Annotated in this window: 28 protein-coding genes; 12 read left to right on the top strand and 16 right to left on the bottom strand. The window is 63.6% G+C overall.

The genetic code is table 11. The annotated features are described in order from the left end of the window. Positions 1–24 precede the first annotated feature (24 nt). The 6 genes from F3J17_RS01520 to F3J17_RS01495 form a co-directional block, all read right to left on the bottom strand. Positions 25–2,373 (bottom strand): TonB-dependent receptor, encoded by a 2,349-nt coding sequence (locus F3J17_RS01520; protein ID WP_167053109.1) that lies wholly within the window; start codon positions 2,371–2,373, stop codon positions 25–27. Positions 2,374–2,390: 17 nt separating this feature from the next. Beyond that, the gene (locus F3J17_RS01515) at positions 2,391–3,479 is read right to left on the bottom strand and encodes an ABC transporter substrate-binding protein (RefSeq protein WP_205194581.1); all 1,089 of its coding nucleotides are present in this window, start codon (positions 3,477–3,479) and stop codon (positions 2,391–2,393) included. A gap of 90 nt (positions 3,480–3,569) precedes the next feature. Beyond that, positions 3,570–4,514, bottom strand: a complete 945-nt coding sequence (locus F3J17_RS01510; RefSeq protein WP_167053105.1) for a TauD/TfdA family dioxygenase — start codon at positions 4,512–4,514, stop codon at positions 3,570–3,572. A gap of 184 nt (positions 4,515–4,698) precedes the next feature. Continuing rightward, positions 4,699–5,538, bottom strand: coding sequence for an ABC transporter ATP-binding protein (locus tag F3J17_RS01505; protein WP_167053103.1), 840 nt, complete (start codon positions 5,536–5,538; stop codon positions 4,699–4,701). 188 nt (positions 5,539–5,726) lie between these two features. Beyond that, complete coding sequence (locus F3J17_RS01500; protein WP_167053101.1) at positions 5,727–7,076, bottom strand: dicarboxylate/amino acid:cation symporter; 1,350 nt, start codon at positions 7,074–7,076, stop codon at positions 5,727–5,729. A 134-nt stretch (positions 7,077–7,210) separates the two neighbouring features. Continuing rightward, a complete protein-coding gene (locus tag F3J17_RS01495) occupies positions 7,211–8,377 on the bottom strand; it encodes a mandelate racemase/muconate lactonizing enzyme family protein (RefSeq protein WP_167053099.1) in 1,167 nt (388 codons plus the stop codon). A gap of 128 nt (positions 8,378–8,505) precedes the next feature. Here F3J17_RS01495 and F3J17_RS01490 point away from each other — a divergent pair, with 128 nt between their 5' ends. Continuing rightward, entirely contained in the window at positions 8,506–9,465 is a 960-nt protein-coding gene (locus tag F3J17_RS01490; RefSeq protein ID WP_167053097.1) for a LysR family transcriptional regulator, read from the top strand. A 44-nt stretch (positions 9,466–9,509) separates the two neighbouring features. Here F3J17_RS01490 and F3J17_RS01485 read toward each other — a convergent pair whose 3' ends face one another. The 4 genes from F3J17_RS01485 to F3J17_RS01470 are packed head-to-tail and all read right to left on the bottom strand — an operon-like array spanning position 9,510 to position 12,839. Then, a complete protein-coding gene (locus F3J17_RS01485) occupies positions 9,510–10,460 on the bottom strand; it encodes a homocysteine S-methyltransferase family protein (RefSeq protein WP_205194579.1) in 951 nt (316 codons plus the stop codon). 49 nt (positions 10,461–10,509) lie between these two features. After that, the gene (locus F3J17_RS01480; protein ID WP_167053095.1) at positions 10,510–11,277 is read right to left on the bottom strand and encodes an ABC transporter permease subunit; all 768 of its coding nucleotides are present in this window, start codon (positions 11,275–11,277) and stop codon (positions 10,510–10,512) included. A gap of 10 nt (positions 11,278–11,287) precedes the next feature. Next, positions 11,288–12,022: an ABC transporter permease subunit gene (locus F3J17_RS01475; protein ID WP_167053093.1), complete on the bottom strand. Its 735-nt coding sequence runs from the start codon at positions 12,020–12,022 to the stop codon at positions 11,288–11,290. Between the two features lie 4 nt (positions 12,023–12,026). Beyond that, on the bottom strand, positions 12,027–12,839 hold the full coding sequence (locus tag F3J17_RS01470) for a transporter substrate-binding domain-containing protein (RefSeq protein ID WP_167053091.1): 813 nt from the start codon (positions 12,837–12,839) through the stop codon (positions 12,027–12,029). A 240-nt stretch (positions 12,840–13,079) separates the two neighbouring features. Between F3J17_RS01470 and F3J17_RS01465 the strand changes: the two genes are divergently transcribed. Both F3J17_RS01465 and F3J17_RS01460 read left to right on the top strand, forming a co-directional pair. Further along, positions 13,080–13,454: a hypothetical protein gene (locus F3J17_RS01465; protein WP_167053089.1), complete on the top strand. Its 375-nt coding sequence runs from the start codon at positions 13,080–13,082 to the stop codon at positions 13,452–13,454. Next, the gene (locus F3J17_RS01460; protein ID WP_167053087.1) at positions 13,451–13,648 is read left to right on the top strand and encodes a helix-turn-helix transcriptional regulator; all 198 of its coding nucleotides are present in this window, start codon (positions 13,451–13,453) and stop codon (positions 13,646–13,648) included. Before F3J17_RS01465 ends, F3J17_RS01460 begins: the two co-directional genes overlap by 4 nt. 39 nt (positions 13,649–13,687) lie before the next feature. Here F3J17_RS01460 and F3J17_RS01455 read toward each other — a convergent pair whose 3' ends face one another. The 3 genes from F3J17_RS01455 to F3J17_RS01445 all read right to left on the bottom strand — a co-directional run bounded on the left by F3J17_RS01455 (position 13,688) and on the right by F3J17_RS01445 (position 16,130). Then, positions 13,688–14,098 (bottom strand): GNAT family N-acetyltransferase, encoded by a 411-nt coding sequence (locus F3J17_RS01455; protein ID WP_167054401.1) that lies wholly within the window; start codon positions 14,096–14,098, stop codon positions 13,688–13,690. 80 nt (positions 14,099–14,178) lie between these two features. Beyond that, complete coding sequence (locus tag F3J17_RS01450; RefSeq protein ID WP_167053085.1) at positions 14,179–14,874, bottom strand: glutamine cyclotransferase; 696 nt, start codon at positions 14,872–14,874, stop codon at positions 14,179–14,181. After that, positions 14,871–16,130: a helix-turn-helix domain-containing protein gene (locus F3J17_RS01445; protein WP_167053083.1), complete on the bottom strand. Its 1,260-nt coding sequence runs from the start codon at positions 16,128–16,130 to the stop codon at positions 14,871–14,873. The genes F3J17_RS01450 and F3J17_RS01445 overlap by 4 nt, the downstream gene beginning before the upstream one ends. 171 nt (positions 16,131–16,301) lie before the next feature. Between F3J17_RS01445 and F3J17_RS01440 the strand changes: the two genes are divergently transcribed. The 4 genes from F3J17_RS01440 to F3J17_RS01425 all read left to right on the top strand — a co-directional run bounded on the left by F3J17_RS01440 (position 16,302) and on the right by F3J17_RS01425 (position 20,732). Then, the gene (locus F3J17_RS01440; RefSeq protein ID WP_167053081.1) at positions 16,302–17,066 is read left to right on the top strand and encodes a thioredoxin family protein; all 765 of its coding nucleotides are present in this window, start codon (positions 16,302–16,304) and stop codon (positions 17,064–17,066) included. A gap of 8 nt (positions 17,067–17,074) precedes the next feature. Next, positions 17,075–17,839 (top strand): DUF2182 domain-containing protein, encoded by a 765-nt coding sequence (locus F3J17_RS01435; RefSeq protein WP_167053079.1) that lies wholly within the window; start codon positions 17,075–17,077, stop codon positions 17,837–17,839. Between the two features lie 29 nt (positions 17,840–17,868). Continuing rightward, a complete protein-coding gene (locus F3J17_RS01430; protein WP_167053077.1) occupies positions 17,869–18,612 on the top strand; it encodes a hypothetical protein in 744 nt (247 codons plus the stop codon). A gap of 236 nt (positions 18,613–18,848) precedes the next feature. Further along, on the top strand, positions 18,849–20,732 hold the full coding sequence (locus tag F3J17_RS01425) for a phospholipase D-like domain-containing protein (protein ID WP_167053075.1): 1,884 nt from the start codon (positions 18,849–18,851) through the stop codon (positions 20,730–20,732). A gap of 60 nt (positions 20,733–20,792) precedes the next feature. Here the strand turns inward: F3J17_RS01425 and F3J17_RS01420 are convergent, their stop codons facing one another. Next, the gene (locus F3J17_RS01420) at positions 20,793–21,020 is read right to left on the bottom strand and encodes a hypothetical protein (RefSeq protein WP_345891108.1); all 228 of its coding nucleotides are present in this window, start codon (positions 21,018–21,020) and stop codon (positions 20,793–20,795) included. A gap of 347 nt (positions 21,021–21,367) precedes the next feature. Between F3J17_RS01420 and F3J17_RS01415 the strand changes: the two genes are divergently transcribed. Continuing rightward, the gene (locus F3J17_RS01415) at positions 21,368–22,087 is read left to right on the top strand and encodes a YceH family protein (RefSeq protein WP_167053073.1); all 720 of its coding nucleotides are present in this window, start codon (positions 21,368–21,370) and stop codon (positions 22,085–22,087) included. Between the two features lie 99 nt (positions 22,088–22,186). On the opposite strand, the gene F3J17_RS01410 is transcribed toward F3J17_RS01415, so the two are convergent. Both F3J17_RS01410 and F3J17_RS01405 read right to left on the bottom strand, forming a co-directional pair. Further along, entirely contained in the window at positions 22,187–22,522 is a 336-nt protein-coding gene (locus F3J17_RS01410; protein ID WP_167053071.1) for a hypothetical protein, read from the bottom strand. Positions 22,523–22,735: 213 nt separating this feature from the next. Next, positions 22,736–23,113 (bottom strand): DUF4148 domain-containing protein, encoded by a 378-nt coding sequence (locus F3J17_RS01405; protein WP_167053069.1) that lies wholly within the window; start codon positions 23,111–23,113, stop codon positions 22,736–22,738. Between the two features lie 421 nt (positions 23,114–23,534). Between F3J17_RS01405 and F3J17_RS01400 the strand changes: the two genes are divergently transcribed. The 4 genes from F3J17_RS01400 (at position 23,535) to F3J17_RS01385 (ending at position 26,914) form a co-directional block, all read left to right on the top strand. Continuing rightward, positions 23,535–24,140, top strand: a complete 606-nt coding sequence (locus F3J17_RS01400) for a sigma-70 family RNA polymerase sigma factor (RefSeq protein ID WP_167054397.1) — start codon at positions 23,535–23,537, stop codon at positions 24,138–24,140. After that, entirely contained in the window at positions 24,137–24,874 is a 738-nt protein-coding gene (locus F3J17_RS01395; protein ID WP_167053067.1) for an anti-sigma factor, read from the top strand. Before F3J17_RS01400 ends, F3J17_RS01395 begins: the two co-directional genes overlap by 4 nt. A gap of 139 nt (positions 24,875–25,013) precedes the next feature. Next, positions 25,014–25,829 (top strand): DUF1295 domain-containing protein, encoded by an 816-nt coding sequence (locus F3J17_RS01390; protein ID WP_167053065.1) that lies wholly within the window; start codon positions 25,014–25,016, stop codon positions 25,827–25,829. Beyond that, positions 25,826–26,914, top strand: coding sequence for a cyclopropane-fatty-acyl-phospholipid synthase family protein (locus F3J17_RS01385; RefSeq protein WP_167053063.1), 1,089 nt, complete (start codon positions 25,826–25,828; stop codon positions 26,912–26,914). Before F3J17_RS01390 ends, F3J17_RS01385 begins: the two co-directional genes overlap by 4 nt. Positions 26,915–26,929: the final 15 nt, after the last annotated feature.

The following is a 26,929-nucleotide window of genomic DNA, read 5'->3' as shown; positions in this document are numbered from 1 at the left end:
CGCCGCAAGTGCAATCAAGCAGGATCAATAGGTAAAGCGCAGCGTCGCGCCGACCATGCGCGGGTCGCCCGCCATCGCCGTATAGGTGTTCTGCACGCTCGCAAACGACGCCAGGTAGTAGTGGCGATTGAACAGGTTGTGCGCCCAGATCGAGAGGTCCCACTTATGCGCGCCGCTGTTCAAACGCCAACCCGTTGCCAGATTGAAGATGCCGTAGCCCGGCAGGCGGCCATAGCGCGAATCGTCGAGCGTGCCGTACTGGTTCGAGCGCAGCGACCACACGCCGGTGACGTATTGATCGATGTCGTGACCCAGCGAGAACTCGTATTGCGCGCTCAGATTGGCGATCCAGCGCGGCGCGCCCGAGACTGGCTTGCCGGTGAGATTGCAGGTGGTCGCGCCCGTCGCGATGGTGGTTTCGGCGGCGCACGGGCCGTTGGTGTACGAGCTATACGTCGCGTTCACATACGAAGCGTTCAGGCCCAGCGTCAGTCCGCGCAGAGGCCGCGCGCGCAGATCGAGTTCCGCGCCGCGCGAGCGCACGTTCGCGCCGTTGGCGAGCACCTGGCTCACGAGGCCGCTCGACGGCACCGTCACGTATGTCGTCGCCTGATAACCGTTGATCTGCGTCCAGAACAGATTCGCGTTGAGCACCAGCCGATGGTCGAGCCATTCACTCTTGATACCGAGTTCCGCGTCGTTGGCGCGCTCCGGGCCGAACAGCAGCGAATTCGCGCCGAGCGTAGGTGCGGAACCCACCGCCATATTGATGCCGCCCGACTTCTCGCCGTGCGAGAGCGAGGCGTAGGCGAGCACGTCGGAGGTGAGCTTGTAGCTGAAATTGAGCATCATCGACGGACTGATGCCGTGCTGCCCCAGTTGCCCCGACTGATACGCGCCCACCGCCGCGTTGCGCAGCGCGAGCAGCGAACCCGACAGCGCCTCGCCGCCCGTAGGCGCAAGACGATTCACATAGCCGGTCTTGTCTTCGTAGGTGCCGCGCACGCCCGCCGTTAGATCAGCGCGCGTATTGATGTGCCACGTCGCCTGGCCGAACAGCGCGGCGCTATTGGTTTCGACCGAAGCCGGCGAAATCGCCGTGACGCCGTTCAGGATGCCGCGATTCACGCCGTACTGGAATAGATCCGCATCCGGGCCGAAGGCGGTGAAGGTGTTCGTGTTGGTCTGCTCGTAGAAGTAGAACGCACCCACCACCCAGTCGATCGGGCCGCCCGTCGGCGATGCGAGGCGCACTTCCTGCGAGATCTGGTGATCGTCCACGCGCACGCCCGCGTTGCTGATCGCGGGCACCGGCAGGTTGTCGCCGTCGTTGGAAGGCGAGAAGTCCCAGAAGCGCGCCGCCGTAATCGACGTGAGCGAATAGCCGGAATTCAGCTTGTAATTCGCCTCGGTCGATACCCCGCCCTGATGGACGTTCATATGCGGCGTGGTATCCGTGTCGACCTGAAACTGCGAGGGATTCACCACCGGCGTCACGCCCAGCAGCGCCGCACGTGACAGAAACGTGCCGCCCGCAGGCACGCCGTAGAGCAGCATCGCGCCGGTGTTGGAATTTTGCGTGTTGTAATCGGCGATAAAACGCACGCTCAAATCATTATTCGGTTTCCATAATAATTGTCCGCGCACACCGTAATTCGACACCCCGTTTAACTGGCTGCCGTTGTAGAGATTCGTCACGCTGCCGTCGCTATGCGTGTGCTCCAGATCGAGCGTGCCCGCCAGTGTTTCCGAGAGCGGCCCGCTCAGATGCGCCTTGGTCTGCGCATAGCCGTCGTTGCCGACCGACTGTTCCAGATAGCCTTCGGTATGGAACTGGGGCGGGCGCGTCGAAATATTGAGCACGCCTGCCGTACTGTTCTTGCCGAACAACGTGCCTTGCGGACCGCGCAGCAGATCGACCTGCTGGATATCGAGCAGATCGAATACCGCCATGCCGGGGCGGCCCAGATACACGTTGTCGAGATAGACGCCAACGCTCGGCTCCAGATTGTCGCTGGCTGGATTGTTGCCGATGCCGCGAATCGAAACACTCGACTGGCGCGGATTGATGAACGACACGTTCAGGCTCGGCAAGCTTTGTTGCAGGTCCTGGATGCGATAGAGGCGCTGGCGCTCCAGGTCCTGGCCGCTTACCGTGGAAATCGGCGCGGGCACCTTCTGTGCGCTTTCGGAACGACGGCGCGCCGTGACCGTGAATTCCCTCAGTTGCACCGGGTTTTCGGCCTTGCTTTGCGCCGCTTCCGTGGCGTTCGTGGTGTTCGTTGCACTATCGTCCTGCGCCCATGCGGAAGTGGTGGCCAGAACCGCTGCGGCAATCGCCGTCAGCCGATAAAAGGTGTGGTGGTCCTTCATATTGTTATAGATGCCTTTTAATTCGCTTTTGCCGTCTTTTCGACTTCGCCAAAGGTCCGATAAGGTTGCCAGCGGCCTGCGAGTTTTGTTTGTGCGAGCGCCTGATTCAGATAGCTCGCATCGATCCAGTGATCGACATCGAAACTCTGGCGGATCATGCCAAGCTGCTTTGCCGTATCCACGTCGCGTTTGAAGGCATTGACGTAGTACGGATCGAGCAACGGCGAGAAGAAGGTGGCCGGATCGCTGTCGCCGATTTCATTGCGCCAGACGGAAGTGGGCGTGCCCGCGCGGGTCTGTTCGAGTTGCAGATAAGCGTCCAGATTCTTGCGGTCCGACACCCAGTTCGACGCTTCCAGCACGCTGGCGACCACACGCTGCGCCCACTCGGGATGTGCACGCAGGAAGTCATTCGACGCCACCAGTCCGGCCTTGAAGGTGCCGATGCCATCGCGGCCACGCGTGCTCACTGGAATGTCCACCAGCCCTTTATCCTTGAGAATGAAGAGCGAAGACGCGCCCCACACCGCGTCGATGCGATGCGCCGCAATCGCCGCGGCGGCGCTATTGAGGTCGAGATTGACCACGCGGAAATCGCGTTCGGTCAGACCTTCGCTGCGCAACACGCTGTCGAACGACAATTGCAGCGCCGTGCCGCGAAAAAGCGCGACCTGTTTGCCCTTGAGGTCCTTCAGATTCTTGATGCCCTGCCCCGGCTGCACGGCGAGATAACCGTTGATATCGCGCGCCAACGCCGCAATCAAACGCGTATCCAGCCCGTTCGCCCGGCCAATGATGCCCGCGAGATCGCCCAGAAACGCCAGATCGACCTGATGATTCGCAAAGGCTTCGTTGACGGCCGGACCCGCGCCTTTGAAGAACGTCCACTGGATCTTCACGCCGTCTTTCAGGAAGGCTTTTTCCAGCGTCTGATTGGCGTAGAGCACGTCGACCACGCCGCCGCCCGCGGGCTTCGAAGCCGCGCCGATATCGGGCACCGCGATGCGGATCACGTTCTGCGCGCGGGCATGCGGAGAAACCAGCGCCAGCAGCGCAAACGCGACGAGGCAAGCGGCGTAAAACTGTGCGAAAAATCGGCGTCCCACAAGCAACCCCCACAAATAAAGCGCTTTAAATCGCCGCGCCGGACGCTGCCGATCGAAACGCACGGCAGCGCGGCGCATTGTCTGGCCTGCTCAGGCCGCGGCGGCGAGCTTCGGATTCTTTTCCACCGTGCGCGTAACGCTCTTGCGCCCGTCCACGCTCACCGGCACATCGCCCGCCAGTGTCACGCGGCGCACGACGCGGCGTGCGTCGCCGTAATCGTTCACGGCGTAGTGCTGGGTCGCGCGGTTATCCCAGATCGCGACGTCGCCGCTCTGCCAGCGCCAGCGCACGATGTTCTCCAGACGCGTGATATAGCCCTGGAAGACTTCGAACAGGTGATTGGACGCCGAACCCGGCAAATCGACGAAGCGCTTGAAGAAGTGACCCAGCACCAGCGTTTTCTCGCCGGTTTCCGGATGCACGCGCACCAGCGGATGCTCGGTTTCATAACGCGTGGAGACAAACACCTCGCGATAACGCTCGTAAGCGGCCTTGGCCTGCTCAGTGAGCGTGTTGCGTGCGTAGCTTGCGGCGGCCGCATAGTCGTAATCGTTGCTGTGCACGGCCCAGAGTTGTTCGGCCAGGGTCTTCAGCGTATCCGGCAGGTCGTCGTAGGCGGTGGCCGTGTTGGCCCAGACCGTGTCGCCGCCCACTTCCGGATTCGTCACGCCGCGCAGGATCGACGCCTTGGGATAGGCATCGACGAAGGTCACGTCCGTGTGCCACGAATTGGCGCGGCCGCCATGCAGCGAATCGAGTTCCAGCAGATATTCCGTGCCTTCGCGCACCGGAACGGTTGGGTGCGCCACCGGATCGCCGAGCAGCTTCGCGAATGCTTCCTGCTCCTGGTCCGTCAAATGCGTTTGATCGCGAAAGAAAATCACCTTATGACGCAGCAGCGCCGCATTGATGGCCTCCAGCGCAGCCGGTTGCAGATCGCCGGACAGACGCACGCCGCGAATCTCCGCGCCGATGCGACCGGTGATCGGATGGATCGACAGTTCGCCGTTTTCCACTACGTTGAGTTTCGACATTTTCTTTCTCGATTAAAAAAGGAATCCTTATGAACAAAAACGGAAAGACGAACATGGTGATTCGCTTTCCCCGTCATTCAGGCCGTTACCGTCGCTCCGTTATCTGCGATCACGACCATTGCAACCATGCTACCGGGACGCCGCGTGAATATCTGTCTATACCTTGACAGTCCAAAGCACACAATCAGCTATATGAATGCACGGAATGCACGGAATGCGTGGATTGCGTGGAATGCGCACCATGCCCCAGCAGCGCGTGAAGTCGTTCGCGCTCACGCTGGAAAGCGATGTCGGCGCGATTGCGCGGATACTCCAGATCGATCTCGACAGTCGCGCGCAGCGGCCCGGGACGCGGAGCCATCACCACCACGCGATCGGCGAGATAGACCGCTTCCTCCACATCGTGGGTGACCAGCAGCATGGTCAGATCGGCGGCGGCGCGAATACGCAGCAATTGATCGTGCATCTGCGAACGGGTGAGCGCATCGAGCGCGCTGAACGGTTCGTCCAGCAGCAAAAACGCGGGCCGCGCGACGATGGCGCGCGCAAGCGCTACGCGCTGCGCCATGCCGCCCGAGAGTTGATGCGGCAGCGCGCGCTCGAAGCCCGAGAGGCCGACCAGCGCGATGTGTTCGCGCACGCGCTGCTGCACTTCGGCGCGTGCGAGACTGAATCTCGCGAGTCCAAGCGCGATGTTTTGCTCGACGGTAAGCCAGGGGAACAGACGCGGGTCCTGAAACACAATGCCCGCTTCGTCGTTGCCAATCTTCGGCGCGATGCCATCGACGAGAATCTGCCCGTCATAGGCGCTATCGAGCCCGCACAGCAGGCGTAGCAAGGTGGATTTGCCGCAGCCGCTCTCGCCGAGAATCGCGATGAACTCCTCGCGGCGGATGTCGAGATCGAGATCGGCAAGAATGGCGCGCGTATGGCCGGCAAGCTGAAAGCGCTTGCTCACGCCATGCAGGCGCACGAAGGAATCGGACGCGCCAGCGCCGCGCGACGCCACTACGGGAGAGTTCATGGGGAGCCTGATTGTGGGGGCCGTAAGCGTCGGCGCGCTTCACGCGCGACGACGGATCAAGGCATCCATTATCAAAAAGGCTCGGCCGGGCTGTCTGTCAAAGAGTAGTCAGATTACCCGGCGATCTGGGGATATCGATATTCCTGGAATGGTATTACCGCGCGTTCCAGTGAAAGGTGCCCGCAAGCCTAGCGGCTCCGGCCGCCCGTTGCCGGGTCGCCCAAGGCGGGCGCATACGGCGCTTCCTCTGCGGCATCGACCACGCTGTAGTCGACCTCACGATTGAGGACTGCACGCGCACGGTCCCGATCCAGCGCACCCTCCCAACGCGCTACCACGATCGTCGCCACGCCGTTGCCAATCAGGTTCGTAACGGCGCGCGCCTCGTTCAGGAAGCGATCGACGCCCAGCAACAGCACGAGGCCCGATACGGGAATCTTGTGCATCGAGGCGAGCGTGGCCGCCAGTGCAACGAAACCCGCACCGGCCACGCCCGCCGATCCCTTCGACGTCAGCAGCAAAACGCCAAGGACGACAAGTTGATCGGTCAGCGTCAGATGGATATTCATGGCCTGCGCGACGAACATCGCCGCCATCGTGAGATAGATCGCGGTGCCATCGGCGTTGAAGGTGTAGCCGGTCGGCAGCACCATGCCCACCACAGGACGCGAGCAGCCGAGATTTTCCATCTTGATGAGCATCTGCGGCAGCACGGCTTCGGTCGATGCCGTGCCGAGCGTAATGAGGATTTCATCGCGGATATAGCGCAGATACTTCCACAACGACAGACCGCACAGCCGCATGACGACGCCCAGTACGACGGCGATGAAGCAGATCGACGTAAGGTAGAGGCAAAGCATCAGTTGTCCGAACGATGCAAGCGTGCCCAGACCATACTTTGCGATGGTGAACGCCATGCCGCCAAATGCGCCAATTGGTGCGACATACATGACGATGCGCACGACGCCGAACATACCTTGCAAGAACATGTCGAGCATATCGACCAGCGGCGCGGTGCGCGGCCCGAGTTTCGCGAGCGCAATCGCAAACAGGACGGAAAAGAAAATGATCGGCAGAATCTCGCCGTTGGCGAAAGCGCCGACGATACTGTTCGGCACGATGCTCATCAGAAAGCCGAGCGTGGTGTGTTCGTGCGCGGCGTGCGCGTAACTGGCGATGGCTGAGCTGTCGATATGGGCCGGATCGATATTCATGCCGCTGCCCGGCTGGATCACGTTGACTACGACCAGTCCGATTAACAGCGCAAGGGTCGAGGCCACCTCGAAATAGAGCACCGCCTTCACGCCAACGCGCCCCGCTTCGTGCAGGTCGTTCATGCGTGCGATACCCACGACGACGGAAGCGAAAATGATCGGCGCGAGCAGCATGCGGATCAGCTTGATGAACAGGTCGCCCAGTGGCTTGAGATCGACGCCAGTATCGGGGTAGAAATGGCCGACGAGAATGCCCGCCACGATGCCGATCAGCACCTGAACGTAGAGCTTCGAAAGATAGCGTTTGAGAGTCGAGGGCCGCATGTCTGTCTCCTGAGCATGGCGCCTTCATTGGACTGCGGGCGACCGCCAGGCGCCGTACGTGCGGCGCCTGTGTTTCCGGTCGCGGATCGATTCGATTTGCGCTGGATTTGCGCTGGATTTGCGCTGCGAAAGCGTCAGGCCGAAAGCTTCTGCATTTCCGCGTAAAGATCGGCTTTGCCTTCGAAGCCGATGCCCGGCAGATCCGGCATTGTGATGAAGCCGTTGTCGACTTTCACGCCATCGGGGAAGCCGCCGTAGGGCTGGAACAGATCGGGATACGATTCGTTGCCCCCAAGCCCAAGGCCAGCGGCAATGTTCAGCGACATCTGATGGCCGCCGTGCGGAATGCAGCGGGCCGGCGACCAGCCGTGCTGACGCAGCATGTCGAGCGTGCGCAGATATTCCACCAGGCCGTAACTCAGCGCGCAGTCGAATTGCAGCCAGTCGCGGTCCGCGCGCATGCCGCCATAGCGGATCAGATTGCGCGCATCCTGCATCGAGAACAGATCTTCGCCGGTGGCCATCGGCTTGTCGTAGTAGTTGCGCAGCGTCGCCTGCAGTTCGAAATCGAGCGGATCACCCGGCTCTTCGTACCAGAACAGATCGTATTGCGAGAGCGCTTTCGCATACTGGATCGCAGTGTCCAGATCGAAGCGGCCGTTTGCATCGACCGCCAGTTTCTGTCCATCGCCGAGCACGCTGAGAATCGAGTCGATCCGGCGCAGATCTTCGTCGAGCGACGCGCCGCCAATCTTCTTCTTCACGACCGTATAGCCGCGGTCGATATAGCTGCGCATCTCGTCCTTGAGCTTGTCGTGGTTCTGGCCGGGGTAGTAATAGCCGCCCGCCGCATAGACGAAGATCTTGCGGTTCGGCTGGCCGTCGCCATAACGGTCCGCCAGCAACTGGAAGAGCGGCTTGCCTTCGATCTTCGCCACCGCGTCCCACACGGCCATATCAATCGTGCCGATCGCGACCGAACGCTCGCCGTGGCCGCCCGGCTTTTCGTTCGTGAACAGGGTCGCCCAGATCCGGTGCGGATCGAGGTTGTCGCCCGCGTCGTTGACGAGCGTGGCCGGATCGGCTTCGAGGAGACGCGGAATAAAGCGCTCGCGCATGAGCGTGCCCTGTCCGTAACGGCCATTCGAATTGAAGCCGTAGCCCACCACGGGTTTGCCGTCGCGGATCACGTCGGTCACCACGGCGACGAGGCTCAAGGTCATCTTGCTGAAGTCGATGTAGGCGTTGCGGATCGGCGAACTGATCGGAACGGTTTTCTCGCGAATCTCGACGATTCTCATGGTGCTGTCTCCTGGACTGGCGTGTTTGCTGGATGCCTGCTTGCACGGGTACGGCTGCAATGGGACGTAGCATAGCCGCCGGAGATCGCCCTATACTTCACCTCAATTCATTTCATTTTTTACCAAAAGTGAGAACTGACTCCACTTCCGATTTCGAGTTCTTCGTGCAGCTTGCGAAACTCAAGAGCCTGTCCGGCGCAGCGCGATCGATGGGCATCACGCCGCCCGCCGCCACCAAGCGGCTGGGCATACTGGAAGAGCGGTTCGGCACGCGGCTGGTGAACCGGACCACCCGCAGCGTGAGCCTCACGCCCGAAGGCGAAACGTTCGCGCGCTACGCCTCGCAGATACTCGAACAGGTGCGGGAAATGGAAGACGCGATCGCCGGTTCGCCGGACGATCCGCATGGACGCCTGCGCATCAACGCGACGCTGGGCTTCGGACGCAACACCATCGCTCCGCTGGTATCGGAATTCGCCCGGCGCTATCCGCATGTCGATATCCAGTTCGTCGTTACGGATCGTCCCGTCGATCTGGTGGAAGGCGCGTTCGATATGGCGATCCGCTTTGGCGAGTTGCCGGATCAGCGCCTGCGTGCGCGCCGCCTGATGAGCAATCGCCGCTTTCTGTGTGCCTCGCCCAAGTATCTGGAACGGCACGGCGTTCCGCAGCGCAAGGAAGATCTGGTCGATCACCGCTGCATCATCCACACGCAGAACGACGATGCCTTCGGCGTGTGGCGCTTCATGCAGGAAGATCATCTGGAGGCGCTGAAGGTGAGCGGCTCACTGTCCAGCAACGATGGCGATATCGTGCTGCGCTGGGCGCTGGACGGGCATGGTATTTTGATCCGCTCGGAATGGGATCTGGCGAAATACATCCAGAGCGGCAGACTCAAGCTCGTGCTGCCGAATGTGGTGTTGCCGTCTGCGGACCTGTTCGTCTATTACCCTGGGCAACGCAACGAATCGACGCGCGCTCGGGCGTTCATCGACTTTCTGGTCAAGCACTTTGAAGCGCCATTCGTGCCGGTCGATGTGAATCAGGCGCTGCCCGAAAAGAAGAAGCCGGCGCGCGCACGTAAGTGAGCGCCGGGCCGTGGAGTGCGCGCGCGAAGGCCTCTTCCTGGTGCTTACGCGGAATGCGCGCTATCCCTCACCACGCTCGCAAGCCGCTCGATATGTTCAGGCCCGATCCCGCAGCATCCGCCGATCAGCGTCGCCCCCGCCTGCGCCCACGCGCGCGCGAACGCAGCGTAGCCGTCCGGTTCCAGATCGGCGCGCAAGGTGCTCAATCCGTCGTTGGCCGCCATCGATTCGCGCTCGGGCTCGAAGGCGTTCGCGTATACGCCCAGTTCCAGCGATGCGCCCTTGCGCTCGCGCACGACACGCGCTTCCTGCACGGCTGCGCGCATGATTTCGGCCTGACTGCAATTGAAGAGGAACGCTTGTGCACCCAGTTCCAGCGCCACCTCGACAGCCGCTTCAACCGTTTCGCCCGAACGCAGGCGCGCACGCGCGCGCCCTTCGGCAATCGCCTGCACGTCGCCGCTATCGTCGAGCGTGAAGGAGAGCCATAACGGGCGCTGATCTTCGCCGCGCTCGCCCCTGTCGCTGAGCGCCTTGCGCACCGCGCGCGCCTCGGCGGTCGAACTCAGCGTTTCGCCAAGCCACAGATCGACGTGCGCATCAAGCCCGCGCACGAGCGCGTCGAGCAAAGGCGCGGCTTGCTGCGCATCGAACAGATCGGGCCGATACGAGCCGAACACCGGCGGCAAGGATCCTGCCACCTGCACCGCGCGCGCCGTACCCGCCGCCGAAGCCGCCTCACGCGCGAGTCGGCCCGCACGGTCGGCCAGCGCCACGCCCTGTTGTGCGAAGCGCTCTGCCCCGATATGGAACGGCACGACCGCATAAGAGTTGGTCGTCACCACATCGGCACCGGCCCGCACGAAGGCGTCGTGTGCCGCGCGCACGTATTCGGGCGCTTCGATCAGCGCCAGTGCAGACCATTCCGGCTGTTTAAAGGGCGCGCCCATGCGCAGGAGTTCGCGGCCCATGCCGCCGTCGAGAATTCGGATCATCGTGAACAGGAAGTATTGGTCTGGATATCGATACGCGCGATTCCGGCGCTCAGCGCAACGCGCCGAAGGCATCCACGCGTGCACCGCGTCGCGCGGAACGGCCCTTGCCGCCCGCAATGTCGCGTACGAGGTAGCGATTGAGGCGCTTTTCCAGCAGCGATGCAGGCCATGTCAACGCCACGACGAGCACCACGTACACAATCGCCGCACCCGCGAGCGGCTCATAGACGCGCAAGGTCTCGAACCGCAGCGTATTCGCCGTGCCGAGCACGTCGAACACCGTGATGGTGGACGCCAGCACGGTCGATTTCATCAGCAGGATGGTTTCGCCGATCAGCGCAGGCAACGCAAGACGAAACGCGAGCGGCCCGACGATGCTGCGCAGCACCCGCCAGCGCGACATGCCGAACGCGTAGCCCGCTTCCACCTCTCCCGCCGGCACCCCGGCAATCGCGCCGCGCAGGATCGTCGCGACGTAGGCGCTTTCGTTGACGGCAAGCGCCACCACCGCATACCACCACGCATCGCGCAGGAACGGCGAAGCCCAGCTATCGCGCATCCATTCGCGCGGCAAAATCTGGCCGAAGCCGTAGTAAAGCAGATAGATCTGCACCAGCAGCGGCGTGCCGCGAATCAACGTGATCCACGTGCGCGCGGGCCAGCGCCACGCGATATTGCGCGCAGCGGCCGCAAACGCGAGCGGCACACCCATCGCGAGGCTCGCCGCGCCGGAAACAAAGGTGAGCGAGAGCGTGGTGGGCACCGCTTCGATGAGCTTCGGCATCACAGTGCCGGTGAGGAACGCGAGCGAAAACATCGGAGCGAAATCAGAGCGAAGCCAGTCGTACGCCGCGATTCACGCGCTTTTCGAGGCTGCCGAACACGGCCATCGAGCCGATGCTCAACACCAGAAATAGCGCTGCGGTGACGAGATGAAAAAACAGGTAGTGACGCGTCGCGCCCGCCGCAAGCTGGCTGGTCTTGAGCAGATCGGAGAACGAGCCGAGCACGCTGATATACGAAGCGTCCTTGGTTGCGTTGAGCCAGACGTTGCTCACGCCGGGCAACGCCAGGCGCAGCGCGAGCGGCAAACGCACGCGCCGGAACACCTGAGCGCGCGACATGCCAAACGCACTCGCGGCCTCCACCTGGCCAGCGGGCACCGCGATAAACGCGCCGCGAAAGATATCGGTGAGATACGCGCCCTGGATGAAGCCGAGCGAGCAGATCGCCACGGCGAGCGGATCGAACGCGAAACCGGGCGTCACCAGCCCCGTGGCATGCAACGCGCTTTCGAGCGCGGGTGCCAGCGCATAAAACGCGATCAGCAGGCAAAGCAGTTCGGGCAACGCGCGCACGATGGTCGTATAGCCCTGCCCGGCGAGGCGCAACGCGGCGTGCTGCGAGAGCTTCGCGCCGCTGCCCGCCAGACCCGCGAACGCGCCCACGCCGAACGAACCAGCCGCTACCGCGACCGTCTGCGCAAAGGCCGCCCCAAACTCCCGGCCATAGCCGCCGTTGCCGAACGACAGCAGCGCGAAGACGGAGGTATCGATCAGCACGGGATCAGTTGCTCTTTTCGATCGTGCCTTGCAGCTTCGGATAGCGCGCGGTGATTGCGTCCCACGTGCCGTCCTTCTGCACCTGGGCGATGGCGTCGGACAGACGCGCGCGCAGCGCATCGCCGCGACGCACGCCGCCGCCCACGCCAAGACCCAGCACCGGATCGTCCTTGCAGGCGCCCTTGATCTCGAAGTCCTTGCCGTCCGGCGAATTCAGGAAAGCCGTGAAGAGTCCCTTGCCTTCCTGCACGTAGTCGACGCGGCCCGCGACGAGATCGGCCAGCGCGTTGTCGAATTTGTCGAAGGACTTGATCTGCGCGTCGTGCTTGAAGCGCGCGTCGAGGAACGCGGAGAAGTTGGTGCCCGCCTCCACGCCGATCACGCGGCCCTTGAAGGTCGCGGGCACAGCGCAGTCCACCTTGCGCTTGTCGCTTTTCGCGCCGACGAAGACCGTGGGCGACTCATAGTACGGGCGTGTGAAGTCGATCACTTTCTGGCGCTCGCCCGTGATTGTCATCGACGACCAGATCACGTCGATCTTGCCGTTTTGCAGCGAAGGCACGAGCCCGTCCCATGCCACGTCCGTCAACTGGCAATGCACGTTCATCTTCGTGCAGACCGCGTTGAGCAGATCGATTTCCCAGCCTTTCCAGCTACCCGATGCGTCCTTTGAAAAGAACGGCGGATACGATTCGGCATCCACGCCGATGCGCAGCGTCGGCTGTGCGGCGGTGGCGGCAGTCGCCGCATTGGCGGCAAACGAAGCGGCGGTAAGGGACAGCAAGGCAGCGGCGAGACGGGCAATGCGAACGCGCATATCGGAATCCGGATTTGAAATGTTGTGAGCAGGAATCGGAGCGAAGTCCGCAATCTGCCTGGATCGGCGAGGGTGGGACTTTAGCGGCCCGCGCGCCAACCGCCAAATAACCATTGGTTGTTTGCATATGTTCGGGCTGCGTAGCGTTCATTCCACCGCATCAACACGTGTAAAGCGTGCTTTACATGTGTTCAAAGCGCTGCCACAATCGAGGCACTTAATTCTGAAGCGCTGCTCGCCATGAATCGCTATCGCAAGGAGATGACCGCCGCCATCGCGATGTATTGCATCGTGCTGGGCGTATCGCTCTGGTTGCTCTCATTAGTTGATCCCGCAACCAGTTCGCTGCGCGTCCTCATTACGTTATTGCCGATGTTGCCTGCGGTTGCCGTGTGCTGGGTGATCGTGCGCCGTGTGCGTGGGCTCGACGAATTGCAGCGGCGTATTGAACTGGAAGCGCTATCCGTGGCGTTTGCGGGCACGGCGCTGCTGACATTTGCGTATGGATTTCTGGAGAACGCCGGCTTACCGCGCCTTTCTTTCGTGATGGTGTGGCCGGTGATGGGCGCGCTGTGGATCGGCAGTTCGATCGTGTGCAGCCGGCGTTATCGATGAACAACGATTTACGGCGTCTGCGCACGGAAAACGGCTGGTCGCAAAACGATCTGGCGGAGCAGCTTGGCGTATCGCGGCAAACGGTCAACGCCATCGAGAACGGCCGTTACGATCCGAGCCTGCCGCTCGCTTTTGCCATCGCGCGTCTGTTTGGCTGCAAGATCGAGGATATCTTTGACGATGGCGCGTCCTGAGCGCTGAGGCTCTGAACCCGCTCATCGCCCTCCCAGCCTTTAAGCAAAGCGCTTCTTCATAAAAATCCGGCTGTGACCCGGCGGATAGTCCTCGATCACGCCAAACGCTTCATAGCCGAGCTTTTCGTAAAAGCCACGCGCCTGAAAACTGAAGGTATCGAGCCACGCCGCCAGACATCCGCGCCGACGCGCCTCCTCCTCGGCCTGCGTGACCAGTTGCGCGCCCAGCCCGCTGCCGCGCAGTGTTTCGGGCACGTACAGCAGATCGATATGAAGTTGCGTGAACGAAGTATCGGCCCACAAGCCGCCGACGATCTCGCCCGATGCGTCGTCCTTGAGCAGCAGCGCGAGCGTGCGGAAATCGACGGGACGCCCTGCTTCACGCGAATTAAATGCCTTGAGCGGCGCGCTGATGGCGTTGCGCATCTGCAGATCGGGGGCTTCGGGCATGACGATGGTGGGACGGGCGGGCTGCAAGGCGAAGCTCCAATGGGTTGCGCAAGCCTCAAACTCTAGCGGTTTTGACGCGCTTATGTCGCGTCCTCGTCGGCCGCGTTGTCGGCCGCGTTGTCGTCTGCGTTGTCGGCCGCCTCGTGCCGTGGTCTGCGCACCGCGCGAATCTTCCCGCTATTGCCGCCGCCACAGAAAAAGCGCTCGCCTCCGTCCGACTCAAGTCCGGAAACGGCGGTGCCTTCAGGCATCTGCAGCCGCTCCAGCACCTTGCCCGTCTGCGGATCGATACGACGCAGATCGCTTTCATCGCCTTCCCACGTGCCGTGCCACAACTCGCCATCGACCCAGGTCACGCCCGTGACGAAGCGGCTCGACTCGATCGTGCGCAGGATCGCGCCGGTCTGCGGATCGATCTGATGGATCTTGCGCGCGCGATATTCGCCCACCCAGAGCGTGCCCTCGGCCCACGCGAGGCCCGAATCGCCGCCATTGCCCGGCGCAGGGATCGTGGCGAGCACGCGGCCGCTCTCCGGGTCGATCTTGTGTATCTGCGCCTCGGCGATCTGAAACAGGTGCTGGCCGTCGAAGGCCGTGCCCGCATGCGCGGGCATGTCGATCGCGCGCTGGGTCTGTCCGCTTTGCGGATCGAGCGAAGCAAGTTTGTCGCCCGCCGCGAACCACACGCGGTCGCCATCCCAGGTAACGCCGCCCACCTGTTCAACGCCTTCAAAAGGACCATATTCGCGCAGGATGCTGGCTGTGGAATGCTTCATCGAGGGCTCCTTGCCGGTCGGTTCATACGCTCATCCTGCTCGCCTGGCAGCGGCGCGGGGAGTAACAAGGCCGTCGCGAATCCGGGCAGCGGCGGCATGGTCCAACGACGCGCGCGACCCACACCGACCGGCTGCACTTTGTGCGCCGACGTCAGCGCATCGAGCGCGCGCTGCACGGTGCGCTGACTCGTGCCCAGGGCCAGCGCGAGCGCTGAACTGGACCACGCCTCGCCATCGGCGAGCAGCGCCAGCACGGCGGCGTGCGGTTCCTCGACGGGGCGCGCCAGCACCACGACCTCGCTGGCCCGGGCCGGCACGAGTGCAAAGCCCTGCGGCGTCGCGTGGATACCGGCCAGATCGCCGAGCAGCGCGCGCAACCGGCCGATCTCGACGCGCAAGCGCGCCCGGTGCGTCTCGTCCGCGTGTTTCATGCGAAAGGCGCGTGCGATCAGCACGTCGCGCGGCGCATCGGCGGGCCACGCTTGCGCCAGCGCGCGCATCAGCACGAACAATATCGGCCTGCGGGCGAGCGGCACCACGCTGCCGGCCTCGCGCACGGCGTAGCGGCAGGCGTCGATCACCAGTGCGTTCGAGGCCAGTAATGTTTCGACCTCATCGAGCTTCAGGGAGCGCGTCTCGCCTCGCGCGATCAAGCGGGCGGCGGGCGCATCGAGCGATTGCGCCGCTCGCGCGACCTCAGCGGCCAACGGCGCGATGTTGGCGACGCGCACGGCTCGTGCGGCCTCCGCCAGTGCCTTGCGGGCCGCCTGCGGGCGGATCTGGCGCATCGCCACGCCGGCTGCAATCAGTTCGTGCGACGCCCTGAGCGCGGGCGGAAGCGGTTCGGGATTCATCTCGGCGAGCAATTGCGCCGCCTCGCTCAAGCGGCCGATCAGCAGCAGGCGGCGTATCGCCAGGTGGCGGGCGTGGGCGGCATTGAGCGCGTCGCCGTGCGCATCGAGCGTTTGCCGCGCCGCATCGAGCGCCGCCGACGGCCAGCCCAGATCGCGTAACGCCAGCGCGATCTCGGCCTCGGCGACGATGCAGCGCGCGCGGGCCACCGCCTCGCGTGCGCCGAAACCGCGTGCCGCGCTGCGCAAAAGCGCCTTCGCGCGTTCAAGATCCCCCAGTTGCGCCATCGCGATGCCGCGCAGCGCGAGCGCAGGCGCGTCGTCGCGCAGGGCGACGCGGTTCAGCGCGCCCAACGGATCACCGGCGGCCAGTGCGCGCGCGGCGGCAGTGATCAGCGAATCCATGCGTGGCCCGGTTCAGACGCAAAGCCCGACGCGAATCTCGACACACTTGTCACTCCCCTCGTTCGGCCGTCCGGACCTAATCTAACACGGCAGTCACAGCGCAGTTTCCACCCTGGTTCGCTGTCCGGGTCGCTCGCTTTCAGACCCCGGCAGCCCCGACAGGAGCACACGATGACCACGCATGCAACAGGCACCCGCGAACAATGGCTGGCAGCACTGCTCGATCTGCTGGCCGCCGAGAAAGACCTCACGCGGCGCAGCGACGCCCTCGCCCAGCAACGCCAGGCGTTGCCCTGGGTGCGCGTCGACAAGGATTACGCCTTCGACACGGAGCAGGGCCGCGCCTCGCTCGCCGATCTTTTCAAGGGACGCTCGCAACTGCTCGTCTATCACTTCATGTTCGGCCCCGATTACGCGGCGGGCTGCCCATCCTGCTCGGCGCTTGCCGATGGCTTCGACGGCAATGTCGCGCATCTTGCGCATCACGACGTCACGCTGATGGCGGTCTCGCGCGCGCCGCTCGCGAAACTGCTGGCCTATCGCGAGCGCATGGGCTGGCATTTTCCGTGGGCCTCCTCGCAGGGCAACGATTTTAATTTTGACTTCAACGTCTCGTTTACCGCCGAACAGCAGCGCGAAGGCAGCGTCGAATACAACTACGCGCGCGGCCGCCACGCGATGGACGCCGATCCGCCGCCCGCGCCCGTCGCCGAATTCGCCGCAACTTGCGGAACGGATGCCGCGACCTACGCGCGCGACCGGCCGGGCATGAGCGCTTTCGTGCGCGAGGACGGCGCCATCTGGCACACGTACTCGACTTACGCACGCGGACTCGACGCGATCTGGGGCATGTACCAATGGCTCGACCGCGCACCGCTAGGCCGCAACGAAACCGGCATCTGGTGGAAGCGGCACGACGAATACCCCGCGCGCTGAGGCCGATCATGTTTCCCATCGCACGAACGCGGGCCATTTTTGCTGTCGCGGCGGCGCTGCTGTTCGCTGGCAGCGCGACGGCAACGGTGCTGCGATTGATGTCGATGACCGCGATGAGCGGCACGCCCATGCCGGGCGGCTGGACCTTGTCCGCCACCTGGCTGCCGCTGTGCGGAAGAACGTGGCTGCAAACCGCGACGTCGTTCGTATCGATGTGGGCCACCATGACGCCTGCGATGATGCTGCCTGCACTCGCACCGATGCTCTGGCGCGAGCGCAGCACGCTTACGATTCATTCTGGATGGCTAATTATTTTGAATGCGGGTGGCTATTTCATGGTCTGGTTGCTCGCGGGCATGGCGGTCTTTCCGCTGGGCGCGGGGATCGCATCGCTTGCTATCCGCGTGCCGTCGATTGCACGCGCAGCGCCGGTCGCAACGGGCTTCGTTGTGATGGCTGCGGGCGTTCTCCAATGCACATCATGGAAGGCTAAACGCCTGCAATCCTGCCACTCGGTCCGGCAATGCCACGATGCGGTTTCTGCGGTGCGCGTTGGCATGCGTTTCGCCTTGCAGTGCGCAAGTTGCTGCGGCAACTGGATGGCGGTGCTGCTCGCGACCGGCGTGATGAACCGCGAGGCCACGCTCATCGTGAGCGCGGCCATTGCGATCGAGCGCGTTGCGGCTTCGCGCGGGGCGCTCGTGGGCATTTTCCGCGTGACCGGCGCGGCAAGCATGGCGGCGGGTTTCATGCTGATTGCGTACGCAATCTAATGCGCGTTCACACAGCCCGATTTGCGTTTATGCTTGGGTTCTGGACATCACAACAATCAGAAATGAAAGTCATCCGATATCTGGCGATTTTTGCAGTGTGCTTTATTGCGGCGTGCTATCTGGTTCCAGAATATCCCGAGTATCCAAAAACGAGCAGCGAATCGATCGACGAAATCAAGCTCAACGCCACGGGGGACAGGCTGCTGGTCCGCACGAACCTTTCCGATTACGACTTCGCGCTGCCCAGCACGGCGCTCAGCGCCGCGCTCGCGCCATTGAAACACTCGGCTCCCATTCGACCTTCCGATACGCCCTGGTACGCTCACGGCGAACTGGCCGATCTGCAGATCAACACCAATGGCAGCTTCAGTTCGCGTTTGACCGTGAAGTTTATCGGCTATGACCCGGATATCCGTCCGATGGATATCGGGTTGCCCCGCAAGGAAATCACCCGCCTGGAGCAATACGGTTTTACGCGGACCCAGGACCAGTACACCGGTGAATTCAATGCTGTCTGGAGCGCCAGCATCGTCGGTCATCAACACGATCACAACAGTCTGGGCGCATGGAGCGGCGCCGACCTCCTGACCTGCTGCAACAACGATCTCAATGTGATTCTGGAAACGCAGGAGAAGATCGAGCACAACCGGCGACTCAATGCGCGGTTGGCGCCCGTGGCCGTGGTGGCGAACGCCGTGAAGAGCGCGATCGGCGATTGCCTGCTGCTCATTTACCTTATTTTTGGCGGCAAGCTTGCGATACCTCGCGGTTGAGTTACAACTGGGGCGCGTCGCCCCAGCGCATTCCCCACGCGTACCTGTCATCGAAAAATCATATTAAAGCGGGACGCGTCGCCTAGAATTTACGCACTCAAGCGACGCCCGCCAGCTCCGCACGCGGGCCGCCCTTCCGGTTTTGTCCCATTCAATCCATCCCGCTGCCGATGCGCGCGGCGCGCTGGATTCGCCTCGCCACCTCTCGCCACCCATCTCCACAGGAGAGCGTCAACATGAGCGACATCGAATTGCAGGCTTATCGCGGCACCGACAGCGTGTTTCTCGCGTGGTGGCATGAGACGGCGATTCCTGATTGTCTCGGTTATGCGGTCCTGCGCCGTGTCAATGGCAAGAACGCCGCGCCGCTCAATGCTTATGTGGGCTTTTCGACGCAACATGCGGTGCAGTCCAACGCCGACGCGCAGCCCTCGACCTCCTGGCCGTATCAGCGCTTTACGTGGACCGATTTCGAGCCGCCTGCGCAAGGCAAGGTCGAATACAGCGTCATCGCCATGACGGGCGACACCGCGAAGCCTACCGAAAGCGATATCCAGTCGGCGTGGTTCGAACCGGCCACCCCGCAGCCCGAAAAGTACAAGCCGTTCTTTAACGTGGGAATCGTGGGCGCACGCTGGTTCGCGAAATGCGCCGAAGTCTATCCCGAGCAATTCGAAGCGCTGCGCGCCGCGCTCGCACCAAAGCACACGAAAGCCACTGGTGACGATGCAGGGGATCCAGACGTCGCGACGCAGGCGCTTGAAACGGTGCTGCAATTGCCCTTGCCCGCCGAAGCCGTTCCCGCCGCGGCGCACGCCAGGCCGAAACCGACCATCGGCAGCGAACTGGGCGGCGAACTCGCGAAGCAGATGCACGCGCTGCTCGACGAAGCCCAGCAGACCGAAGACATGCATCTGTACCTCGTGCTGTTCGAGCTTTCGGATAGCGACCTGATCGCGCGCCTGGCGAAGCTCGGCCAGCGCTGCCACCTGGTGCTCGCGAACGGCACGCACGAAAAAGGCAGCGACGAAAACGCCAGCGCCGCAGCCGCACTCACCGGCAAGGTCGATCTTTCGCGCCGCATTCTTAAGCCATCCGGCGTCTACGCGCACAACAAATTCGCCGTGTTCGTCACGGGCGGCGCGATCGGGAACAAGGGCAAGGCACAGAAGGTCTGGACCGGCAGCACGAACTGGACACCGCACGGGCTGTATACGCAGGTCAACAACGGCCTGCTGGTCGACGATGCGAAAATCGCCGTCGCTTATCTCGCCGAATGGCAGCGTCTGCGCGACGCCGACTTTCGCACGCCGCCGCCTGCCTCCGATGGCCAGGTTAACACCTTCAAGCACGGCAAGCAGACGACCTCGGTGTTTTTCAGTCCGCATCTGCCGAAGTCGATCGGCGCGAATTCACCCGATCTGGCCTATGCGCGCTCGCTGATCCAGAACGCGAAGTCCGGCATTCTCACGCTGATGCTCGATCCGGGCTGGCAAGGCAGTCTCTTGCAGGACATTCGCGAGCAGGCCGAAGCCGATGCGGGTCTCTACATCCGCGGCGTGGTCAACACCGACCCGACCATCCACGCGCACGCAGGCGACGCGACGGCCGTGGGCTTTCTGCACGGCACCGAGGCGGTGCCCTCGAATTACGACATCGTGCTACCGGCCACGCAGCATCAGAAAGGCGTGCCGATTCTCGATTATCTCGGCCGCGTAGGCATCGTGGTCGTCCATAGCAAGATCATCGTGATCGATCCGCTGGGCGATCATCCGGTTGTCATGACCGGGTCACACAACGCAGGCGTGAAAGCGGCCACCGTCAACGACGATAATCTCATCATCATCGAAAACGACCGCGATCTGGCCATTGCGTACGCAGTCAATGCCATCGCGGTCTTCAACCATTTCTGGTGGCGTCACAATATGGCGCCGCCCGCGAAACGCAAAAACGCCAAGGCCAGCGAGACCACCATCGGCGGTCCCTCGCATCTTACGTCGCCGCACGAATGGACCGGCCTGCGTCCGAACGACGGCTGGCAGGACAAGTTCTATGCGAGCGATGCCAGTGCCGGTGAAGCGCGTTTCTGGGGCCTGGAAGTGAAGGAAAAAGTGGACTGAGGAAGGCAGACCGAAGGCGGCGCCGCGTTCGACTCAAGCGCGGCGGCGCCTTCTGCTCATTCAGAAGGCGAGCGACGCGGCCGGGCTGTCCGGCATGCTGTCGAGCGCACGATCGCCGTCGCGGCGAGCTTCGTTCTCGCCGGCAAAGGTCGTATCGCTATAGGCAATGACCTTGAAGCCACCGCCTGCAGCGCGCGGAATGGTAATGCCCCAGTGCCAGCCGCCTTCCTGTTCGAAGACGTGCAGCTTTAGGGCCGTATGCAATATTGGCGATTGGGATGCGCTCACGACACGCCCTCCTTTTCGGAAAAGTTTCGAAGCAGGTTCGAAACGCCTGACGACTTTGTGCAGTGTAGGCATTCGCGTGTTGCAGTGCAATAAGCGTAAATCTCTATGCAGAAGTTTTTTAACTCGGGAAAATCCCGGATTTTGAACACGATTAGGTAATTGCGGGTAGCGGTTAGTCGCTTTCAGGGTTTGTGGGTAAAAGATACTAATAATCCCTGGGGAAACTTCTGTTGAAATGCAGTTCGTCGGAGGATCGCCAGCGGTGTCGCAGCGCGGCCCGGCCCCTGCGCAGCGGCGCGACGAGCGGGTATGATCGGAATCCCGTGAAAACTCCGCCTGACCCGCTTATGAATACCCCTGTCGATGCTCCCTCGCCCCGCGCGCTGCGCGCGCTCACGCCGCTGGAGGCCCGCATCGTCGGCGTGCTGATCGAGAAGCAGCACACGGTGCCGGACACCTATCCGCTATCGCTCAATTCGCTTGCCTCGGGCTGTAACCAGAAGACTGCGCGCTCGCCGGTCATGAACGTCAGCGAAGCCGAAGTGCTCAGCGCCATTGAAGACCTCAAGCATTTGAGCCTCGTGTTCGAAGGCAGCAGCAGTCGCGTGCCGCGCTTCGAGCACAACCTCAATCGCGTGCTGGGTGTGCCGGGCCAGGCGGTCGCCCTGCTAACGGTGCTGCTGTTGCGCGGCGCGCAGACGGCGGCGGAATTGCGCCTGAATTCGGCGCGGCTGCATGGCTTTGCGGATGTGTCGTCGGTCGAGGCCTTCCTCGACGAACTGGCCGAGCGCGAGCCGCCGCTCGTCGTCAAACTGCCGCGTGCGCCCGGCGAACGTGAAAGCCGCTGGATGCATCTGCTGTGTGGCGAAGTGAGCATGCCCGCTGCGGGCAGTTTCGACGGTGAATATGCGGGCTCAGCTGCGACCGGTGTTTCGAGCGCCGACTATGAATCGCTGCGCGCCGAGCAGCAGCGTCTGGCCGACGAAGTCGCGCGCCTGCAAATCCTCGTGCAACGTATGGCTTCAGAACTGGGTATGTCGATCGAAAAGCTCGAAGGCGAGGAATAAGGCGGCGCTGTTTCGCCCTGCTAAGCAATCCGATTCATCATGACAAAGCGGTCGAACGGAACTCCCCGTTCGACCGCTTTGTTTTTTCCGGCTTATCGCTCACTGGCCGATCTGGCGGCTGACGTGATTTTCCTGCTGGTTGAGCGCACGGTCCTCTGCACGCGTGATGTGGCCGTTGTTCTGACTCGCCATCATGCGTTCTTCGCCGCGAATCTGGCGGTCGTCGCGATGCAGACGCGCGGCTTCGCCGTGTGACATCTCGCCTTCGCGCACTTCCTGATGGATGCGGCGATCCTGATTCGAAAGACGATGATTCACTTCGGCGCGACGCGGATGCGTGGCGTCCCAGTGCGTATTCGGCGTGGCCGAGGCGGTGCCGGCGAAAGCGAGCGTGAGCGTGGCAACAGCAGCAGCGTAGAGGGGCAAGCGGCGCATGATAGGTCTCCCTGGGTTGAGTGCTGCGGTGAGCACTGCGGTGTGCACTGGGTTGTGCGGCGACGGCACGATGCCGTCTATTCGCAAAAACGCAGCCGCTCATGGCGCTGTTGACCCGGGAATTGTGAGTTCTGCAACGGGATGTATCCGCAGACCTATCACTTGCACCTGGGGCCGTCGCGAGCCAGCGCCCGCGACGGTCGCCGCCCTGCATTACGAGTGAGCGTAGATGGGTTCCAGGCCAACCACATCTTGCGGATCGCGGGTGTTGCCGCTACGCGAGGCATGCGATACGTGCGATACAGGCTGCATCGGCGCGACGGCTGCCGGTTCGCCTGCTGCCGATGCGTTGACGCTGCCGCCGTAAGCGGCGTTCGCATTCTGGGTTGCGGCGATGCGCGAGAGCGCGGCTTGCAGGTTTGCCGGGTACTGGTTGTTGTCGCTGGCCGCGTCATAGCCGGCTTGCTGAAGCTGGACCAGCTCGGCGCGCACTTCGGCGCGGGTGATCGTATGATCCTGGGCAAACGAGAGAGCGGGCACGGCGGCGGAAACGACAACGGCGGCGACGACGAGGGAGCGAACGAGGTTCATGACTTTCTCCAGTAACGGACACTTGGTCGTAAAAGATCGGGTTGGGTGCTGCACGCTGGGTTGCGCTGGTCGGGTCCGGCTGCAACGTTGCGTTAGATGTATTTGACGCCCCACACGTATCTCGCTTGTTTCCACTACCCCGGCTTATTGCAAGCGCGTTTTTCAGAACGCCGCGCAGACACATTGCGGTACAAAACTCGCCGCGCGCGCTGCGTCCGGCGGTGCGTGTCGCCCGTATATGCCCGTATATCGGTCAACTCCCTGCCTGCATGCCTCCGCTCGCGTGGAGGCCGCGCCGCCGCCCATGAAGCCTTTGCCCCTGCCGCTGTGCCAGCCGCCGCGTCGTCTGACGCCGGCGATGCTATATTTCGTCGGAACCTTCCGTCCCTTTGGCGCGGGCGCGGCACGCCCCTTCGAGCGCATGACCGACACGGCTGGCAATCTACCAGGCATCGACCCCACCGCACCCGATCCGGCGCGCGAGGCGGCACGTCGCACGCATCTGAACCAGTTGCTCACACGCGTGGGCCAGGGCGACCAGGGCGCGTTCGCCGAGCTTTACCGCCTCGCCTCTTCGCGTGTGTTCGCCACCATCGTGCGCATGGTTCACGACCGCGCCGAAGCCGAAGATCTGCTCCAGGAAGTCTTCACCACCGCATGGCGGCGTGCCGATCTGTTCGATCCCGCACGCGGCGGCGCGATGACCTGGCTGATCACGCTGGCGCGCAACCGCACGATCGACCGCCTGCGGCAGCACCACGAAACGCCGCTGGAGGAAGACAGCGAGCTGGAACTCGCCGACGATCACCCCACGCCCGCCGCCCTTGCCGAGGCCAGCGAGGACCGCCGTCGCCTTGAGCACTGTCTGGAACAGCTCGCCCCGCAGCAGCATCGCGCCGTGCGCGAGGCGTTCTTCGGCGGCGCGACGTACAGCGAGCTGGCCACGCAGTTGAGCGTGCCGCTCGGTACGCTGAAAAGCTGGATCCGGCGCAGCCTGATGCAACTCAAAACCTGCCTCGAGCGATGAGCACGCCCGCCGATCACGACCCCGAACTGCGCTGCGCCGAATACGCGCTGGGCGTCCTCGACGCTCCCGCGCGCGAGGCGCTCGAACAGGCCGTGCGCGCCGACGCCGATCTCGCCGCCACGCTCGCCCGCTGGGAGCGCCGCTTCGCGCCACTGGCCGAAGACCTGACGCCCATCGTCGCGCCCGCGCGCGTGTGGACCCGCATCGAGCGCGATCTCGGCTTCCTGCCCGCGCGTCAGCCCGGTGCGGCTGCGGCAGCGGGCTGGTGGAACGATCTGCGCCTGTGGCGCTTCCTCGGCATCGGCGCGAGCGTGGCCGCACTGGCGCTGGCCGCCGTCAACCTCGTCTGGATGCGCGCGACGCCGGTCACGACCCAGGTGGCAAGCTCCAATCCCTACATGGTCGCGACGATTGCCCGCCCCGACGGCGTCGCGCACTGGACCGCGACTTTCGACCAGCGCCGCCAGGACATCGTGGTGGTGCCCGCCGTGAAGCCGACGATCGAGGCGGGTCGCGCCACTGAACTCTGGTTGATTCCGCCCGGCGAAAAGCCGGTGCCACTGGGCGTATTCCCCGCCGACGCGCCCGCCACCCTGACGCTGAGCGCCGACGTCGCCGCGCGTATCAATGCGCGCGTGGTGCTCGCCGTCTCGATCGAACCGCCGGGCGGTTCGCCGACCGGTCAGCCGACCGGGCCCGTTGTCGCGACCGGCCCAATGAAGGGCGCGGCCTGACGCTGGGCGCGGCTTTCCAGAAAAGTTAGCGCCCACTTCGATCACAGCCAGGCGCGCTTCCCCCGTCCGCAGCCGCGCGCCTGCATCCGTTCGCGCACTTCATCCGTATTTCTGGCATCGACCTCCTGAGGGAGTCCGCATGCCCTTCGCCGCCGCGTTCGCTCTGGCCTTCGTCGCGCTCGTGATCGCCTTCTGCATTGCCTGGCTCGTGCAGTTGCGCACGCGCAATGCGGGCATGATCGATCCGCTCTGGGCGGCCACGCTCGGCCTCGTCGCCGTATTCGCGGCGGCGGTCGGGCCGGGAGCGGGCATCAATCGCACCGCCGTGGCGCTAGGCGGCGGCGCCTGGGGCGGGCGGCTCGCGCTGCACCTGTGGCGGCGCAATCATGGCCAGCCCGAAGACCCCCGCTACGCCGCCCTGCGCGCGCAGTGGGGCGACGCCGCCGCGCTGCGCATGCTCGGCTTCTATCTGCTTCAGGCGTGCGCGTCGATGATCCTGTCGATTGCGTTCTTCGTCCCCGCCTGGAGCACGGCCACGCCCGCGATCCCGCTGGTGGTCGCCGCGCTGGCGACGGGTTTCGCCGCCGTACTTGGCGAGTCCGCAGCCGACCGCCAGTTGCGCCGTCACATCGCCGATCCCGCCAATCGCGGCCGCGTTTGCACCAGCGGCTGGTGGCGTTACTCGCGACATCCGAACTACTTCTTCGAATCGCTGCACTGGTGCGCCTACACGCTTTGGTCGATCGGCCTGCCGTGGGGCTGGGTCACGCTTGCGCCGCCCTTTGCGATGGCGTGGCTGCTGCTCAAGGTCTCGGGCGTACCGATGCTCGAAGCGCGTCTCGTCCACAGCCGCGCGGGCTATCGCGAATACATGCGCACGACCAGCGCGTTCATCCCGTGGCCGCCGCGCCGGGAAGAACATCATCACAACAGCGAGAGGAGACCCCATCCATGACCACCACCGCGACCCGGCCCGACCACAATCCGCCCGCCGCGCCTTACGAGGAGAGTTGGCCGATCCGTTGCTGCGAGCGCGGCTGGCTGCCCGACTGGCTGATCCGCGCAGGCATGCGCACGCTGATCCGCCAGCGTCTGGCTGACGAACACGTCGATGACGGCGAGCTCAGCGCGAATGCCTTCGAAGCCCTCGTCGCGGCTCTGCGGGCCAGTCCCATCGCCCTGCACACCCAGGACGCCAATGCCCAGCACTACGAAGTGCCCGCGGCCTTCTTCGCGGCGCACCTGGGCGCGCGGCTCAAATACTCGTGCGGCTACTATCCGCGCGGCGACGAAACGCTCGATCAGGCCCAGGACGGCATACTCGCGCTCTACGCGCTGCGCGCGGGCATCGAAGACGGCCAGCGCATTCTCGATCTGGGCTGCGGCTGGGGCGCGCTCTCGTTGTGGCTCGCGCAGCGCTTCCCGCGCGCGCAGATCGTCGGTCTTTCGAATTCACACGGTCAGCGGGCCTTTATCCTGCAACGCGCCGCCGAGCGCGGGCTGACCAATCTGCGCATCGTCACCGGCGATGTCGCAAGCTTCGAATTCCCAGCCGAAACGCCCCGCTTCGACCGAGTGATCTCGATCGAAATGTTCGAGCACATGAAGCACTACGGCCTGCTGCTCGCGAAGATCGCGCGCTGGCTCGCCGACGATGGCCAGGTTTTCGTGCATCACTTCGCGCACCGGCTGCTGGCGTACCACTTCGTCCCGCGCGACGGCAGCGACTGGATGGCGCGCCACTTCTTCACCGGCGGCACGATGCCTTCGGCGAATCTGCTGCTGCGCTTTCAGGACGATCTGTGCGTGACGCGCCAATGGTGGCTGGACGGGCGACATTACGCGCGCACCGCGAATCACTGGCTTGCGGCGCTGGATGACGCGCGCGATCAGGTGCTGCCGTTGCTCGCGGCAAACGGCGATGCCCGCCAGGCGCTGCAACGCTGGCGCATGTTCTACATGGCGGTGGCCGAACTGTTCGGCTACGCGCGCGGCCAGGAGTGGGGCGTCGCGCACCTGCTGATGCGCAAGCGGCCGTGACGCGCGCGGCGGCGC

Source organism: Burkholderia sp. Ax-1719 (assembly GCF_011753055.1).
Lineage (GTDB): Bacteria > Pseudomonadota > Gammaproteobacteria > Burkholderiales > Burkholderiaceae > Paraburkholderia.
Note: the sequence above shows the minus strand (reverse complement) of the source record. Positions and strands in the feature narration are given on the sequence as shown.